This window comes from Xanthomonas arboricola pv. juglandis, from assembly GCF_001013475.1.
Lineage (GTDB): Bacteria > Pseudomonadota > Gammaproteobacteria > Xanthomonadales > Xanthomonadaceae > Xanthomonas > Xanthomonas arboricola.
This window is the reverse complement of the sequence record NZ_JZEF01000001.1, coordinates 384,212-399,984: the sequence shown is the minus strand read 5'-3', so window position 1 is coordinate 399,984 and position 15,773 is coordinate 384,212. Positions and strand designations below refer to the sequence as shown.

The following is a 15,773-nucleotide window of genomic DNA, read 5'->3' as shown; positions in this document are numbered from 1 at the left end:
CTCTTGACCACCCGTCTCGCCTTTGCCCTGGCCGCTTCCCTGGGACTTGCCATGCCGTCCTACAGCATCGCCGCACCTGCCACCACGCAGGCCGCCACCCAAGCCAACCCCTTCTTTGCCGACAGCACGCTGCCGCTGCACTACCCGCAGTTCGACAAGATCAAGGACAGCGATTTCGCACCCGCCTTCGACGCCGGCATGACCGAGCAGCTGAAGGAAGTGGAAAAGATCGCCAACCAGAAGGCCAAGCCGAGCTTCGACAACACCCTCATCGCGCTGGAAAAAAGCGGCGCCACGCTGGATCGTGCCACCACGGTGTTCTTCAACCTGGTCGGTGCCGACACCAACGACGCGCGCAAGAAACTGCAGGCCGACTATTCGGCGAAGTTCGCCGCGCACCGCGATGCGATCTCGCTCAATGGCAAGCTGTTCGCGCGTATCCAGACCTTGTACGACCAGCGCAGCAAGCTGGGCCTGGACGCACAGGGCGTGCGCCTGGTCGAGAAGTACTACAGCGATTTCGTACGCGACGGCGCCAAGCTCTCCGATGCCGACAAGACCACGCTCAAGGCGATGAATGCCGAGCTGGCCAACCTAGGCACCACCTTCAGCCAGAACGTGCTGGCCGAAGTGAATGCCGCCGCCGTTGTCGTCGATGACGTCAAGCAGCTCGATGGCCTGTCCGAGGAGCAGATTGCCGCTGCCGCCGAAGCCGCCAAGGCGCGCAAGCTCGACGGCAAGTACGTGATCGCGCTGCTCAACACCACCGGCCAGCCGCCGCTGACCCAGCTGAAGAATCGCGAACTGCGCAAGAAGATCTACGACGCCTCGGTGTCGCGTGGCAGCCACGGCGGCCAGTACGACAACACCGCACTGGTGGCGCGCATCATGAAGCTGCGCGCCGACAAGGCCAAGCTGCTCGGCTTCCCGACCTACGCTGCCTATTCGCTGGAAAACCAGACCGCCAAGACACCGGAAGCAGTCAACGCGATGCTGGGCAAGCTGGCACCGGCGGCAGTGGCCAATGCCAAGCGCGAAGCGGCCGATCTGCAGGCGATGATCGACAAGGAACAGAAGGCCGCGCGCAAGCCGAGCTTCAAGCTCGAAGCCTGGGATTGGGCCTATTACAGCGAGAAGGTGCGCCAGGCCAAGTACAACTTCGACGAATCCCAGCTCAAGCCGTACTTCGAGCTGAAGAACGTGCTGGAAAACGGCGTATTCTATGCGGCCAATCAGGAATACGGCCTGACCTTCAAGCAGCGCACCGATCTGCCGACCTACCGCGACGACATCACCGTCTATGACGTGTTCGACGCCGACGGCAAGCAGCTGGCGATCTTCATCGCCGACATGTATGCACGCGAATCCAAGCGTGGCGGCGCCTGGATGAACTCCTACGTGTCGCAGTCGGCGCTGACCGGTTTCAAGCCGGTGGTCGCCAACCACCTCAACATCCCCAAGCCGCCGGCTGGCCAGCCGACGCTGCTGACCTGGGATGAAGTGACCACCATGTTCCATGAGTTCGGGCATGCGCTGCACGGCATGTTCTCGGACGTCAAATACCCGTATTTCTCCGGCACCAGCGTGCCGCGCGACTTCGTCGAGTTCCCCTCGCAGGTCAACGAGATGTGGGCCGACGAGCCGTCGATCCTGAAGAACTACGCCAAGCATTACCAGAACGGCACGCCGATGCCGCAGGCGCTGCTGGACAAGGTGATTGCCGCCTCCAAGTTCAACCAGGGCTTTGCCACCACCGAGTATCTGGGTGCGGCCATGCTCGATCAGAACTGGCACCAGATCAGCGCCAGCCAGGTGCCCGACGCAGCAGGCGTGATGGCATTCGAAGCCAAGGCCCTGCAGCAGGACGGCATCGCCTACGCGCCGGTGCCGCCGCGCTACAAGACCCCGTATTTCAGCCACATCATGGGCGGTTACGCGGCCGGCTATTACGCCTACATCTGGTCGGAAGTGCTCGACGCCAACACCCAGCAGTGGTTCAAGCAGCACGGCGGGCTGAGCCGCGCCAACGGCGATCGCTTCCGTCAGACCCTGCTCTCGCGCGGTGGCAGCGTCGATGCGATGGAACTGTTCCAGAACTTTGCCGGCCATGCGCCGCAGATCGAGCCCCTGCTCGAGAAGCGCGGCCTGAGTGCGCAAGGTGGCGATGGCGCCACGCCGGAAGCGCCGCAGTCCAAGCCGTAATCGCAACGCGTTGAAACCAAGACGCCGCCCGGAGCAATCCGGGCGGCGTTTTTGATGGTCGCGATGAAACGTGCTGCGCGAGCCGCAGACGCCGCGCTCAGAGCTCGACCGAATCCACGCCGTCGAGCAATTTCCTCAACAGCTTTTCCAGCCGCACCTGCTCGGCATCGCTGATGCTGGAGGTCTCTGCATTGAGCAGCGTGCAGGCATCGGGAAGCAGGCTGTTGATCAACGCCAGGCCTGCAGGCTGCAAGGTCAGCATGATCTTGCGCCGATCGTCCGGGCTGCTGCCACGCGCGATCAAGCCCTTCTCGCACAATTGGTCGGTGAGCCGGGTGATGTTGGCCGGCTTTTCGCTGGCGGCCTCGGCCACCTCGGTAGGCGTGATCGCCTGCTCCGGGGTGCCGTAGAGCATCATCAGAATCTCGTATTCCGGCGGGCTGATGCCGTATGGCTTCAGCCGCACACAACCCTGCGTATGCAGTCGCTTGTAGAGATGCTTGATCAGCCGCACCAGGACGGCTGGTTCACGCGGAAACGCCGGATAGCGCACACAGGTGTGGTCCACGCGACTTGCGGTTGGATCGAAACTACTCATATCACCCGTTTGATTACATTACTGAATGGCCAAGCCATTCAATCACATCATCTGCGGGGTGACACCTCAGCGTGCGAAGAGATGTACATATTCCGGCGCGACCGACGCCAACAATGTCGAGGCAGCGACCTCGGCCGTTTGCGTGCCATCCGAATACGGGCCCACCTGATACGGCGGAAACACGAACCGAAGCGCGGTGATCTGCCCGGCCGGATTGAGCACCGGCACGAACTGGGCAAAGTTGTCGACCTGCGCGGCAGTGCCTTCGGCAATCATGCGATCGGCCGAGGCCACCTGCTCGGCCTGTTCTGCGACCGGCACGCGATCGGCTTCCACGCGCTGGGTGGCGGCGTTGTGCAATTGCACGGCCACCTCGCGCCCGATCTCTTCCCAGCCTGCCGGGTCCGGAATCAAGGCCTGCGCGGTCAATTGCCTGCGCTCCTTGACCAGCCAGACGAAGCGCGCCACCAACGGCTCGCCATGCGCACCACCGGTATAGCGGCTGCCGTCCGCGGACACGACGATCAGGTCCGGCGTCTGCAATACGGTCTCGAACGCCAGTGACAATTCGTAAGGTGCGGCCGGCTTGTCGTTGCCGAGCCCGGACACCGCCTCCATGAGTTCGGCGCGTGCTGCCTGCGCATAGCTGCGGATCAGTGCGCTCAGCTCGGGAAACGCGTCCAGCCCACGCGGATAGCTGATACCCACCATGTAGGCGGGTGCCTGCTCGATCACATCCTCCAGCGGGCCGCTTTGCACCAGCACGGGCTCTGCCGGCGGTGCCGCGGCAGCGCTTGCGTCGGCTGCCGGCTGTGCCGATTCGGCCGTCGTCGGCTCGCGCTGCGTACATCCTGCCAACACGGCCAGCATCAGCAAGCCCCGGACTGCGTTCACTCCTGACAACCGCCCCATTCCCACCTGCTCCCCATCGATACATCTGCAAAGACACGCTGCCGGCGATCAGGCCAGCAGATCCTGAAACTGTTGGTGCCGCCGGATATACGCCTCGGCGTAACTGCAGGCAGGCACGACCTTGTAGCCCTGCTGGCGCGCGTGGGCCAAGGCAGCCTCGACCAGCACTGCGGCAATGCCGCGTCCCCCGATCGCGTCGGGCACATGCGTATGCGTGATGGTCATGCGCTCACCTTCCAGACGGTATGCCAGCTCGGCACGTTGTCCATCGGTGTCTACGCTGAAGAGCTGCTGCGTGGAATCGTGGTCTGCCTGCACTGTCGCTGCCTCCATGGTGGTCTGCACGAGGCAGTGACGATGGCGGGCAGTGTGACCAGCGCGGCGCCGCGCCTGCGTGAAAATGAATCGATGCTGTGACCGCCCGCGCAGCCTGCCGGACCGGCACTTAAGTTCGCTCGCACCGCGCCGATAGCTGAGCCGAAGGCGCCCGTTGCACCCGGGCCGGTGCGAGTCGCCGACGCCTTCGCCTTACCTACGAGGAGTCATCGCATGCACAACGATTCGGCAGGACACAGCGCAGACAGCGATAGCTCGCTGCTGGAAGGCCTGTTCCAGTTCGCCATCAAGGGCGACACCCACAACCCCGACTTCGCGCAGCTCAACGATACGGTGTACCAGCGCCTGCAGCAGGCCTACGGGTCGGTGCCCGCCGGCAGCGTCGCTGGCGACCAGAACCGCGACGCGGCCTGAGCCGGCATCGCGTCACTCGCCAGGACCGCTCGCGCACTCGCGAGGGTCCTGGTTCGGCCGCCCAAGGCGACCCGCTCATCCCGACACCTTCGACCTAACCGCGCGTGTCACCGGCGGCCAGCGGTCGGTTTGCCAACCGATCAGCCGAAACGCGGATTGGACAGCTGCTCCAGGAATACCTGCAGTACGCGCGGCTCCATGATCAGCATGAACATCACGCCGAACGCGGCACCGGCCAGGTGCGCGCTGTGGTTGATGCGATCGCCGCCGCGGCGGTCCATCCACAGGCTGTAGCCGACATAGAACACCGCGTAGATGATCGCCGGCGCCGGAATGAACAGCACCAGGATGATGGTCCACGGCTGCAGCAGGATGAAGGCGAACAACACCGCCGACACTGCGCCGGAGGCGCCCAGGCTGAGATAGTTCGGGTTCTTCTGGTTCTTCAGATAGCTGGGCAGGATCGAGACCACCAGCGCCGCCAGATAGAACAGCGGGTAGGTCAGCACGCTGCCGGTCAGCTGGGTCATCACGTTTTCGATCACCCGGCCGAAGAAGAACAGCGTGATCATGTTGAAGACCAGGTGGCCCAGGTCGGCATGGATGAAGCCGTAGGTGACCAGGCGGTCGTACTGCTTGTGCTTGTCCAGCGCCGGCGGCCACAGGATCAGGCGGTCGGCCAGCTTGCGGTTGTTGAACGCCATCCACGAGACGATGCCGGTGATGGCGATCAGGATCAGGGTAATCATGCGGACCTCAGGCAGAACGGTAATTGTCGACCATGCGATACCCGCGCGCGTACAGGCCGAAGGCCAGTGCCGCCAGGAACGCGAAGGCCGCGAAGAAGAACATCAGAAATGCCGCTTCGCTGAGCCCAGTATCGGCGATGTGGGAGGTCACCGTGGCGTTGCGCACCGCCACGTTCGACAGCAGCACCCATAGATTGCCCACCGTGGTGGTCAGATACCAGAAGCTCATCACCACGCCCTTCATCGACGGCGGTGCCTGGCTGTATGCGAACTCGATCCCGGTGGCCGACACCAGCACCTCGCCGAAGGTCAGCAGCGCATAGGGCAGGATCTGCCAGGCGATATGCATCGGCTCGCCGCCGTCCATGCTGATCTGGATGGCGCCGACCGCGATCCAGGCCAGGCCGCCGAAGGCGATGCCGCAGGTCATGCGGCGCAGCGCGGTCGGCTCCCAGCCGCCACGCCGCAGCAGCGGATACAGCACCAGATTGTTGAACGGGATCAGCAGCATCACGAGCAGCGGATTGAGCGCCTGCATCTGCGAGGCGGTGAACCAGGCCGGCATCGTCATCTCGCGCCCCTGCAGGACCCAGGTCGAGGCCTTCTGGTCGAACAGTGAAAAGAACGGCGTCACCAGCGCAAAGATCACCAGCACCCGCAGCAGCGCGCGCACGCCTTCGACCGCGGTATCGGAATGGGTGCCGCGCGCACGCTCCAGCTGCCACCAGGTGCCGCCGCCGATGCCGGCCAGCAACAGCACCAGCGCCATGCACAGGCAGATGACGATGCCGAGCTGGTCGACCAGCGCCAAGCAAGCCAGCGCCAGCAGCACCGAGACCACTGCCAGCATCAGGCCCGGACGGCCCTGCCCCGGCGCCTGTGTCAGCAATGCGGTGCGCACCACCGCACCGAAGCCGTGCGGGTCCTTCGGCGGCAACGGCACCCGCACATAGCGCCTGCGGCCCAGCCAGAACACCAGCGTGGCCACGAACATCAGGATGCCGGGAATGCCGAATGCCCACGCCGGGCCCAGATTCTTCAGCGCCAGCGGGATCAACAACGAGGCGAACAACGAGCCGAAGTTGATGATCCAGTAGAAGCCGTCGAACACCACCTTGGCCAGGTGCTTGTTGGACTGGTCGAACTGGTCGCCCATGAACGAGGCCACCAGCGGCTTGATGCCGCCCGCACCCAGCGCGATCAGGCCCAGCCCGAGGAAGAATCCGCTGCGGCTGCCTTCGAACAGCGCCAGGCAGGCATGCCCGGCGCAATACACCAGGCTGAACCACAGGATGGTGTTGTATTTGCCGAAGAAGCGATCGGCGAGCCAACCGCCGAGCAGCGGGAAGAAAAACACCCCGATCATGAAGCTGTGCAGGATGTGCTTGGCCTCGGCCTCGCGGCCGGGTCCGCCGACCTCCTGAAACAACAGCGAGGTGATCAGGAACTGCACCAGGATGTTGCGCATCCCGTAGAAGCTGAAACGCTCGCAGGCTTCGTTGCCGATGATGAAGGGTATCTGGCGCGGCAGCCGCGCACCGGCAGTGGGGCCCGGCAAGGTGGAAGTGGTCAAGGGCAGTCCGGTCGCGCAGAAAACACGCGCTATCGTACCGGCGGCCGCCGGTTGGCCGCCATCGAGACCATGGGATAAGGCCTTGGATACGCGCTGCATGCATCGACGCCGCCGCGCTCGTTGCCGCCGTTGCGGTGCACCTGACACGTCGTCCGGCCCAGGCGTGCCGAAAAATGCTGTCGGTACGCCGCAACCACGCCGATCACACGCAAGTCATGACGCAGTGCAGATTGGCCTGCTGCGCCGGCTCGGCTACATTGCAAACGTTTTCCTGGAACACTGGACCGCTGGATGCCCCGCTTCACCCGCCTGGCCCTGAGCCTGTTGCTGCTGACCACCGCCCCTGCCGCACTGGCCGCCGAACCGCTGACCACCCAGGCCGAGCGCAGCGGGTTTGCGCAAACCGGACGCTACGATGAAGTCATCGCGCTCTGCGATGCCTTTGCGCAGCGCTACCCGCAGGCGGTGCGCTGCATCGAGTTCGGTACCACCCCGGAAGGCCGGCCGATGAAGGCGCTGATCGTCTCCACCAGCGGCGCACTGGATGCCGACAGCGCTGCGCAGCGCAAGTTGCCGGTAGTGCTGGTGCAAGGCGGCATCCATGCCGGCGAGATCGACGGCAAGGACGCGGGCTTTCTGGCCCTGCGCGAATTGTTGGACGGCAAAACCGGCAAAGGCGTGCTCGACAAACTGGTCTGGGTGTTCGTGCCGGTGTTCAACGTCGACGGCCATGAGCGCTTCGGCGCCTGGAACCGACCCAATCAGCGCGGCCCCGAGCAAATGGGCTGGCGCACCACCGCGCAGAACCTCAATCTCAATCGCGACTACCTCAAGGCCGACGCGCCGGAAATGCAGGCGATGCTGCGGCTGGTGCAGCAGTGGGATCCGCTGATGTATGTGGACCTGCACGTCACCGATGGCGCCAAGTTCGAGCACGACGTGTCGGTGCAGGTGGAACCCGTGCACGCCGGCGATGCCACGCTGCAACGCGACGGCACGCGCTGGCGCGATGCGGTGATTGCCGACCTGTCCAGACAGGGCTCGCTGCCGCTGCCGTATTACCCCTCGTTCGTGCACGAGGACAACCCGACCTCGGGCTTTGCCGACGACGTGTCGCCGCCGCGGTTTTCGCATGGCTATTTCCTGCTGCGCAACCGCTTCGGCATGCTGGTGGAAACGCATTCGTGGAAGACCTACCCGGTGCGCGTACGCGTCACCCGCAACGCCATCGTGTCGGTGCTGCAGCAGGCCGCGCGCAACGGCGCCCGCTGGCGCGCCGATGCGCTGGCGGCCGATCAGCGCGCCACCAAGCTGGCCGGCGAGATGGAGCCGTTGAGCTTCGCTGCCGGCCCGGCCGCACGCACCGTGGCCTTCCGTGGTTACGCCTACACGCGTACGCCCTCACCGATTTCCGGCGCGTTGATGACGCGCTACGACGAGACCAGGCCGCAACTCTGGAAGGTGCCGTTACGCGATCAGATCAAGCCGGACGTGGTGGTCGATGCGCCACGCGGCGGCTACCTGGTGCCTGCCGCGCAAGCGGCGCTGGTGGCGGAGAAACTGCGCCTGCACGGCATCGCCTTCGGCACCATCGCCACCACTGCCGCCCATCCGGTGCAGAGCTTCCGCGCCGATAAGGCAACCTTTGCCGCGCGTTCCAACGAAGGCCACCAGAACCTGGAGATCACCGGGCAATGGCGCGATGAAACCCGCACCGTGCCGGCCGGCTCCTTGTTCGTGCCGATCGCCCAGGCCAGGTCGCGCCTGGTGATGGCGATGCTGGAACCGCAGGCGCCGGATTCGCTGCTGCAATGGGGCCTGTTCAACACCGCATTCGAGCGCAAGGAATACATGGAGGATTACGTCGCCGAAGAGGTCGCGCGCGACCTGCTTGAGCGCGACCCGGCAGTGAAGGCGCAATTCGAACAGCGCCTGGCCAGCGATGCGGCCTTCGCGGCCGACCCGAAGGCACGCCTGGAATTCTTCGCCCGCCTGCATTCCTCCTGGGACGAGCGCTACCGCCTGTATCCGGTGTTGCGCACGGCACAGACCCAGTTCTGAGGCGGCGCCCGCTTCCGGCAAGCATCTAAATCGGCGCGTACGCGCGCCTTTCGAACCCGGGCACCGCGGTGCCCTCCCCTGATTGCAACCGCACCACAAGGACCACCCGTGCCACATCTCGATATGAAACCGTTTACACACTCCAGGCCACGCCGTCTCGCGCTGGCCATCGCCCTTGGCGTCAGCACCGCGTTTGCCGCCCCGCTCGGCGCACAGACCGCCGCTGCAGCGCAGCCTTGGATGGACACCGCGCTGACCGCGGACCAGCGCGCGGACCGTCTGCTCGCGCAGATGAGCGAGGACGAAAAATTCCAGATGCTGCGCAGCTACTTCGGCCTGGGCACCGACAAGATTCCCAAGCCCGAGGGCGCGCTGGGTTCGGCAGGCTATGTCCCCGGCGTCCCACGGCTGGGCATCCCGGCGCAGCAACTGGCCGATGCCGGCGTGGGCGTGACCAATCCCGGCGGCATCCGCAAGGGCGACTTCGCCACCGCGATGCCGTCCGGGCCGTCGGCCGCGTCGAGCTGGAATCCGCAGCTGGCCTATGCCGGCGGCAAGACCATGGGCCGCGAATCCTGGCAGCAGGGCTTCAATGTGCTGCTGGCCGGCAGCGTCAACCTGCAGCGCGACCCGCGCAACGGACGCAATTTCGAATATGCCGGCGAAGACCCGCTGCTGGCCGGCACCATGGTCGGCGAATCGATCCGCGGCGTGCAGAGCGAACACGTGCTGTCGACGATGAAGCACTACGCGCTCAACGACATGGAGACGCGCCGCAATTTCCACAGCGCCGAGATCGGCGAGCAGGCGATGCACGAATCGGACCTGCTGGCGTTCGAGATCGCGTTGAAGATCGGCGACCCGGCCTCGGTGATGTGCTCCTACAACAAGATCAACGGCATCTACGGCTGCGAGCACGATTACCTGCTCAACCAGGTGCTCAAGCAGGAATGGAAATACCCCGGCTACGTGATGTCCGACTGGGGCGGCGTGCATAGCGGCTCCAAGGCGGCCCTGGCCGGACTCGATCAGCAATCGGCTGGCGAAGTGTTCGATGCGGCGGTGTTCTTCGACGCACCGTTGCGCATGGCGGTGTCGGCCGGCGTGGTGCCGCGCGCGCGCTTCGACGACATGGTCAAGCGCGTGCTGCGCAGCCTGTTCGCGCACGGCGCGTTCGATCATCCCACCCAGCGCCAGCCGATCGACGGCAAGGCCGGGCAGCTGTCCGCGCAGCATGTTGCCGAGGAAGGTAGCGTGCTGCTGCGTAACGAACAGGCCACCTTGCCGCTATCCAAGGACGTGCGCCGCATCGCGGTGATCGGTGGATATGCCGACAAGGGCGTGATGTCCGGCGGTGGTTCCTCGCGTGTGGACTACACCATCAACGGTGGCAACGCCGTACCCGGCCTCAACCCGACCACCTGGCCTGGCCCGGTGATCATCCATCCGTCCTCGCCGCTGCAGGCGCTGCGCGCCGCGTTGCCGAACGTGCAGATCGATTATGTCGACGGCAAGGACCGCGCTGCCGCGGCACGCGCGGCCAAGGCCGCCGATGTGGCGATCGTGTTCGCCACCCAATGGTCGGCCGAATCGGTGGACCTGCCGGACATGCAATTGCCCGACAATCAGGATGCCTTGATCGAGGCGGTGGCCAAGGCCAACCCCAAGACTACCGTGGTGCTGGAAACCAACGGCCCGGTGCGCATGCCGTGGGCCGAGCGCGTGCCGGCGGTAGTGCAGGCGTGGTATCCGGGCATCGGCGGCGGCGAGGCGATCGCCAACCTGCTGACCGGCGCGGTCAATCCTTCCGGCCATCTGCCGGTGACCTGGCCGGTGGACGAATCGCAGCTGCCGCGTCCCTCGATCCCGGGCCTGGGCTTCAAGCCGGCCAAGCCGGGCGAAGACAGCATCGACTACGCCATCGAAGGCGCCAACGTCGGCTACAAGTGGTTCGCCGCGCGCAAGCTGACCCCGCGTTATGCGTTCGGCCATGGCCTGTCGTACACGCAGTTCCGCATGGGCGGGCTGCGCGTGGAAACCAACGGCAGCCGGCTCACGGCGAACTTCGAGGTGGAAAACATCGGCCAACGCGAAGGCGCCGCCGTGCCGCAGCTCTACGTCACCCTGCCCGACGGCCACGCCACCCCGCTGCGCCTGATCGGCTGGCAGAAGCTCACGCTCAAGCCGGGCGAAAAGCGCACCGTGCAGGTGATCGCCGAACCCAAGACGCTGGCCGACTTCGATGCCAAGGCGCGTCACTGGACGATTGCCGCCGGCACCTACCGCGTGCAGTTGGCGCGTTCGGCAAGCGAAACGGTGCAGAGTGCAGAGGTCAGCTTGCAGGCGGCGCAGCTGCCGTAATCCGGTGTGGTGGCGGGCATGCAGTGCGCATGTCCGCCACGCTGTCTTCTCCCGTCGCCGGCAGACACCGGCCACCACGAAAAATTTGTGCCGGATGCGTTGACAGCGTCGCGCGCAACTTGCACAATTCGCCTCCTGAGTCGCCCAGGTGGCGGAATTGGTAGACGCACTAGCTTCAGGTGCTAGCGGGGGCAACTTCGTGGAGGTTCGAGTCCTCTCCTGGGCACCACGACTCATGGTAGATCGTAAAAAACCCCGCTCAGGCGGGGTTTTTTGCGTCTGGGCCATGCGATTACACGATGGTGTGCGGCATCGGTGATGTTTGCAGATCGGCAGCGTCGCAAGGGTGCGGCGCCAATGACTTTCGACACGCGACCAGCTGTTGCCGCTGTAGCGACCATGCGCAACGCCTCCACGACGGCAGCACGCCCCATGCGCATCTTCCTCTGGCTTGCCCTGCTGCCGGCCGTTGCCAGTCTGCATGCACGGGCACAGCAGACCGACAAACACGATGCCCCGCGCCATCGCGCGCAGGTGTCTTCGCAGCAATGCGGTCTCGGCACATCGTTCAACGTGCTCGCCGACAGCGGCGGCATCTGGCTTTACCGCGACAGCGATTGGCCACGCGAAATTTTCTTCCACGGCGGCGAACTGAGCATCGACCACAAGCTGCAGCAGACCAGCACGGCCGATGCACGACGCCTCTGGGAGATGGAACAACAGACCCGCGCATTGATGCCGCAGGTTGCCGGCATTGCCTATCAGGTGATCGACCTCAGTTACGACGCACTCGGCGGTGTCATCGAGGTCATGACCGGCAGTGCGCTCAACGCCCGCAAGATCGAACGGCTGCGCAAACGCGCACGCGCGTATGTCGACGGCACCCTGGGCAAGGGGCGTTGGGAGCAGAAGGCCTTCGACGGCAACTTCGCAAATTACGTCGAACACGAAGCCGAGCAATTCAAGGGCAGCATCGCGCGCCACATGCTCTGGCAGATCGTCACCGGGCGTTCGGACGGAATCGACAAACGCGCCCAACAGATGGAGGGCCAACTGGATGCAAGGCTGGATGCCCAGGCATCCACCATCGAGGCCAACGCCAACGCGCTGTGCACCCAGGTGCAGGCACTACGTCAGTTAGAAGACGCGCTCGAGTTCCGCTACCAGGGCAAGCCGCTGCAACTGCTCGCGCCCCTACAGGACGACACGCCGCGCCATGACACCGAACAGGCTGAACCGAAGTCCGACACCGGCGACGCGCCACCAAACCGCGCAGTCAAGCTGCAACCAGCAACAAACAGCTGAGACCTCACGCCCTCGGTCTGATCATTGTTTCCTGGGCGGGGCGTGCATGTCCTTGATGCCCTGCCGGATGGCGCTCGAACGGGCGAGATCTCCGCTTGCCTCATACGCCTCGGCAAGGCTGTCCAGCGCATTGCGGGACGCCGGAAACAGCAACACATTGAGCGCGAACACACGAATCGCCGCATCTGCGTCGGTCAAGGCTGCAGCGCCCTCACCGCTCCAAACGGTTTGCTGGTTGCTTTGCAAAGCGCTACGCACACCGACCATCTCGACTGGCTCTTGCCCGCCCACCGTCGCGGGACCTTACGCGGCATGGATGCCGCGTAAGCGCCTACATGGACGTACTTGCGGCGTGTCCTGTGATGGTGGGCGGGCAAGGGCCCTGCAGCCAAGTCGCAGATCACCCGCTCTGCACTACACCGGCATGAAGTCGTTGTCTTAGCCGATGTTAGAGCGGCCAAGCGCCTTGTGACTCGCGCTCAATGCCCACCCGCCGCCGCCGCGCCACCCGCACCTGCGCCGAACGGTGGTTTGGCCAGCCACAGGAAGAAGATGATCGCCAGGAAGGTCCAGCCGAGCAGGTAGAAGATGTCGTTGAAGCCCATCTGCGAGGCCTGGTGGTTGATCATGTTGTTGAGCGAGGCCGCGCCGCGTTGCAGGTCGCCCTGCCCCATCGCGGTGACCTGCTCCTGCATGCCCGGGGTGTACACCGAGATGTGTTCGGTGATGTGCGCATGGTGCACCTGGGTGCGGCGTGCCCACAGATAGGTGGTCAGCGATGCGGCAAAGCTGCCGCCCAGGGTGCGCAGGAAGGTGGCCAGGCCGGAACCTGCCGCGATCTCGCGCCCGTCCAGGTCCGAGAGCAGGATTTGCAGCACCGGCATGAAGAACAAGGCCACACCCACGCCCATCACCAGCTGTACGGTGGCCACATGGCTGAAGTCCACCTGCAGGTTGAAGTTGGAGCGCAGGAAGCTGGTGAACGACAGGAAGATGAAGGCGACGGTGGCGAGCATGCGCAGGTCGAAACGCAGCGCGTACTTGCCCACGAATGGCGTCATCAGCACCGGCAGGATGCCGATCGGCGCGGTGGCAAGGCCGGCCCAGATCGCGGTGTAGCCCATGTCGCGTTGCAGCCATTGCGGGATCAGCAGGCTCACGCTGAAAAACGCCGCATAGGCCACCACCATCGCCAGCGTGCCGGCGCGGAAGTTGCGATGCCGGAACAGCTTGAGATCGACGATGGGATCCTTGTCGGTGAGTTCCCAGATCACGAACACCACCAGCGCCACGGCAGCGACGCAGGCCAGCACCACGATCTTGTCGGAAGAGAACCAGTCCTCGTCGTTGCCCAGGTCCAGCACCAGCTGCAGCGCACCGACGCCGACCACCAGCAGGATCAGGCCGATGTAGTCCATGCGCGGCTTTTCCAGCTGCTCGGGGCGATGGCGCAACTGCGAACCCACAATACTGCTGGCGATGATGCCCAGCGGCACGTTGATCAGGAAGATCCATTCCCAGCTGTAGTTGTCGGTGATCCAGCCACCCAGGATCGGCCCGGCAATCGGTGCCACCACGGTGATCATCGCCAACAGGGCGAGCGCCTGTCCGCGTTTTTCGCGCGGGTAGATCGACACCAGCAGGCTCTGGGTGATCGGGTACATCGGCCCGGCAACAAACCCCTGCAGCGCGCGCGACACCACCAGCATGCCCATGCTCTGGGCCAGGCCGCACAGTAACGAGGCCACGGTGAAGGCCAGCGTCGACCACACGAACAACTTGGTCTCGCCGAAGCGGCGGCTCAGCCAGCCGGTCAGCGGCAGGGCGATTGCGGTGCTGACCGCGAACGAGGTGATGACCCAGGTGGCCTGCTGCGAGCTGGCGCCGAGATTGCCGGCGATGGTCGGCAACGAGACGTTGGCGATGGTGGTGTCCAGCACCTGCATGAACGAGGCCATCGCCAGGCCCACGGTGCACAGCGCCACGCTCGCCGGGCGAAAGCCGGCAGCGGGCGCAGGTGCCGAGGGACCGCCTGGCGCGTTGGGAGCTTGCGAAGACATGCTGGCTTAGCCCGCCTTGGACGCAGCCTGCGCAGGCAGGTTGTCCTGGATGATGCGTTGGATGTCCGCGTCGGCGGCCTGCAACTGCTGCGCATACACGTCGGTGGAGAACACCGCGCCATTGGCGAACTTGGTCGGCAGCACGCTGCCCTGCTGGTCGTGCAGGTTGACGTCGACCTTCATCGACAAACCGATGCGCAGCGGATTGCCGGCCAGTTGCTTGGCATCGACCGCGATGCGCACCGGCACGCGCTGCACGATCTTGATCCAGTTACCGCTGGCGTTTTGCGCCGGCAACAACGAGAACGCGCTGCCGGTGCCCAGGCCCAGGCTTTCGATGTGGCCGGTGTAGTCCACGCCGCCGCCGTACAGATCCGAATGCAGCTCCACTTCCTGGCCCAGGCGCATGTGCTTGAGCTGGGTTTCCTTGAAGTTGGCTTCCACCCACACCTGCTCCAGCGGCACCACTGCCATCAGCACGCTGCCGGGCTGCACGCGCTGGCCCAGCTGCGCCGAGCGACGCGCCACGTAGCCGGACACCGGCGCGATGACACCGGTGCGCGCATGGTTGAGATAGGCCTGACGCAGCTGCGCGGCGGCAGTCTGCACGTCCGGCTGGTTGGCCACCGCACTGTCGTCCACCAGCGCGCGGTTGCGTTCGAAGCTCTCGCGCGAACCGCTCACCGCCGCTTCGGCCGCGGCCAGTTCCTCGCGGGCATGCGCCAGTTCTTCGTTGGAGATCGCGCCGCTGGCGGCCAGATCCTTGCGGCGTGCGAAGTCGGCACGTGCGCTGCGCAGGCTCACCTCGCGCGATGACAGTTCGGCCTGCGCGCCTTCCACGCTGCGGTACAGACCACGCACCTGGCGCACGGTCTTGGCCAGATTGGCCTCGGCCTGCTGCAACGCGACTGCGGTGTCGGCCGGGTCCAGCTGCACCAGCAACTGGCCGCGCTCCACGCGCATGCCGTCTTCGGCGCCAATGCTGACCACGGTGCCGCCGACCATCGGGGTGATCTGCACCTGGTTGCCCTGCACGTAGGCGTCGTCGGTGTCCTCGTGCCAGCGGCCGACCAGGAAGTACCACACCACAAGACCGATGATCGCCAGGATCACCACAATGGCCACGATGCGCAGCGCCGCACGGCGCTTGCTGGGCGCGGCCGGCGCAGGTTGGGAAGAAGTTGGAGTCGTCTGGCTCATCG

13 protein-coding genes and 1 tRNA gene are annotated in these 15,773 nt (G+C 65.0%); 6 read left to right on the top strand and 8 right to left on the bottom strand.

Features of this window, described 5'->3' with window-relative positions:
- The first annotated feature begins 3 nt into the window (after positions 1-3).
- Positions 4-2,202: a M3 family metallopeptidase gene (locus XARJCFBP2528_RS01635; protein WP_193552795.1), complete on the top strand. Its 2,199-nt coding sequence runs from the start codon at positions 4-6 to the stop codon at positions 2,200-2,202.
- 97 nt (positions 2,203-2,299) lie between these two features.
- Here the strand turns inward: XARJCFBP2528_RS01635 and XARJCFBP2528_RS01630 are convergent, their stop codons facing one another.
- The 3 genes from XARJCFBP2528_RS01630 to XARJCFBP2528_RS01620 all read right to left on the bottom strand — a co-directional run bounded on the left by XARJCFBP2528_RS01630 (position 2,300) and on the right by XARJCFBP2528_RS01620 (position 4,045).
- A complete protein-coding gene (locus XARJCFBP2528_RS01630) occupies positions 2,300-2,800 on the bottom strand; it encodes a MarR family winged helix-turn-helix transcriptional regulator (protein WP_039520389.1) in 501 nt (166 codons plus the stop codon).
- Between the two features lie 66 nt (positions 2,801-2,866).
- Complete coding sequence (locus XARJCFBP2528_RS01625; protein WP_047124226.1) at positions 2,867-3,712, bottom strand: DUF3298 and DUF4163 domain-containing protein; 846 nt, start codon at positions 3,710-3,712, stop codon at positions 2,867-2,869.
- A gap of 48 nt (positions 3,713-3,760) precedes the next feature.
- Positions 3,761-4,045: a GNAT family N-acetyltransferase gene (locus tag XARJCFBP2528_RS01620; protein ID WP_039522678.1), complete on the bottom strand. Its 285-nt coding sequence runs from the start codon at positions 4,043-4,045 to the stop codon at positions 3,761-3,763.
- A gap of 216 nt (positions 4,046-4,261) precedes the next feature.
- On the opposite strand from XARJCFBP2528_RS01620, the gene XARJCFBP2528_RS01615 reads away from it, so the two are divergent.
- Positions 4,262-4,462 carry a hypothetical protein gene (locus XARJCFBP2528_RS01615; protein WP_047124225.1) on the top strand — a complete coding sequence of 67 codons (201 nt, stop codon included), beginning with the start codon at positions 4,262-4,264 and terminating at the stop codon, positions 4,460-4,462.
- 140 nt (positions 4,463-4,602) lie between these two features.
- Here XARJCFBP2528_RS01615 and XARJCFBP2528_RS01610 read toward each other — a convergent pair whose 3' ends face one another.
- Positions 4,603-5,211, bottom strand: coding sequence for a rhomboid family intramembrane serine protease (locus XARJCFBP2528_RS01610; protein WP_039520379.1), 609 nt, complete (start codon positions 5,209-5,211; stop codon positions 4,603-4,605).
- Positions 5,212-5,218: 7 nt separating this feature from the next.
- Entirely contained in the window at positions 5,219-6,784 is a 1,566-nt protein-coding gene (locus XARJCFBP2528_RS01605; RefSeq protein WP_047124224.1) for a POT-type proton-dependent oligopeptide transporter, read from the bottom strand.
- Between the two features lie 291 nt (positions 6,785-7,075).
- Between XARJCFBP2528_RS01605 and XARJCFBP2528_RS01600 the strand changes: the two genes are divergently transcribed.
- The 4 genes from XARJCFBP2528_RS01600 (at position 7,076) to XARJCFBP2528_RS01585 (ending at position 12,511) form a co-directional block, all read left to right on the top strand.
- Complete coding sequence (locus XARJCFBP2528_RS01600) at positions 7,076-8,845, top strand: M14 family metallopeptidase (RefSeq protein ID WP_047124223.1); 1,770 nt, start codon at positions 7,076-7,078, stop codon at positions 8,843-8,845.
- A gap of 123 nt (positions 8,846-8,968) precedes the next feature.
- Positions 8,969-11,206, top strand: a complete 2,238-nt coding sequence (locus XARJCFBP2528_RS01595; protein ID WP_039528210.1) for a beta-glucosidase family protein — start codon at positions 8,969-8,971, stop codon at positions 11,204-11,206.
- A 142-nt stretch (positions 11,207-11,348) separates the two neighbouring features.
- Positions 11,349-11,435 (top strand) — tRNA-Leu (locus XARJCFBP2528_RS01590).
- Positions 11,436-11,638: 203 nt separating this feature from the next.
- Complete coding sequence (locus XARJCFBP2528_RS01585; protein WP_047124445.1) at positions 11,639-12,511, top strand: DUF2884 family protein; 873 nt, start codon at positions 11,639-11,641, stop codon at positions 12,509-12,511.
- A gap of 21 nt (positions 12,512-12,532) precedes the next feature.
- Here XARJCFBP2528_RS01585 and XARJCFBP2528_RS23115 read toward each other — a convergent pair whose 3' ends face one another.
- The 3 genes from XARJCFBP2528_RS23115 to XARJCFBP2528_RS01570 all read right to left on the bottom strand — a co-directional run bounded on the left by XARJCFBP2528_RS23115 (position 12,533) and on the right by XARJCFBP2528_RS01570 (position 15,771).
- Positions 12,533-12,778, bottom strand: coding sequence for a hypothetical protein (locus XARJCFBP2528_RS23115; RefSeq protein WP_053052070.1), 246 nt, complete (start codon positions 12,776-12,778; stop codon positions 12,533-12,535).
- 212 nt (positions 12,779-12,990) lie between these two features.
- Positions 12,991-14,571, bottom strand: coding sequence for a DHA2 family efflux MFS transporter permease subunit (locus XARJCFBP2528_RS01575; protein ID WP_026064831.1), 1,581 nt, complete (start codon positions 14,569-14,571; stop codon positions 12,991-12,993).
- A 6-nt stretch (positions 14,572-14,577) separates the two neighbouring features.
- A complete protein-coding gene (locus tag XARJCFBP2528_RS01570) occupies positions 14,578-15,771 on the bottom strand; it encodes an HlyD/EmrA/EmrK family protein (protein WP_047124221.1) in 1,194 nt (397 codons plus the stop codon).
- Between the last annotated feature and the right edge of the window lie 2 nt (positions 15,772-15,773).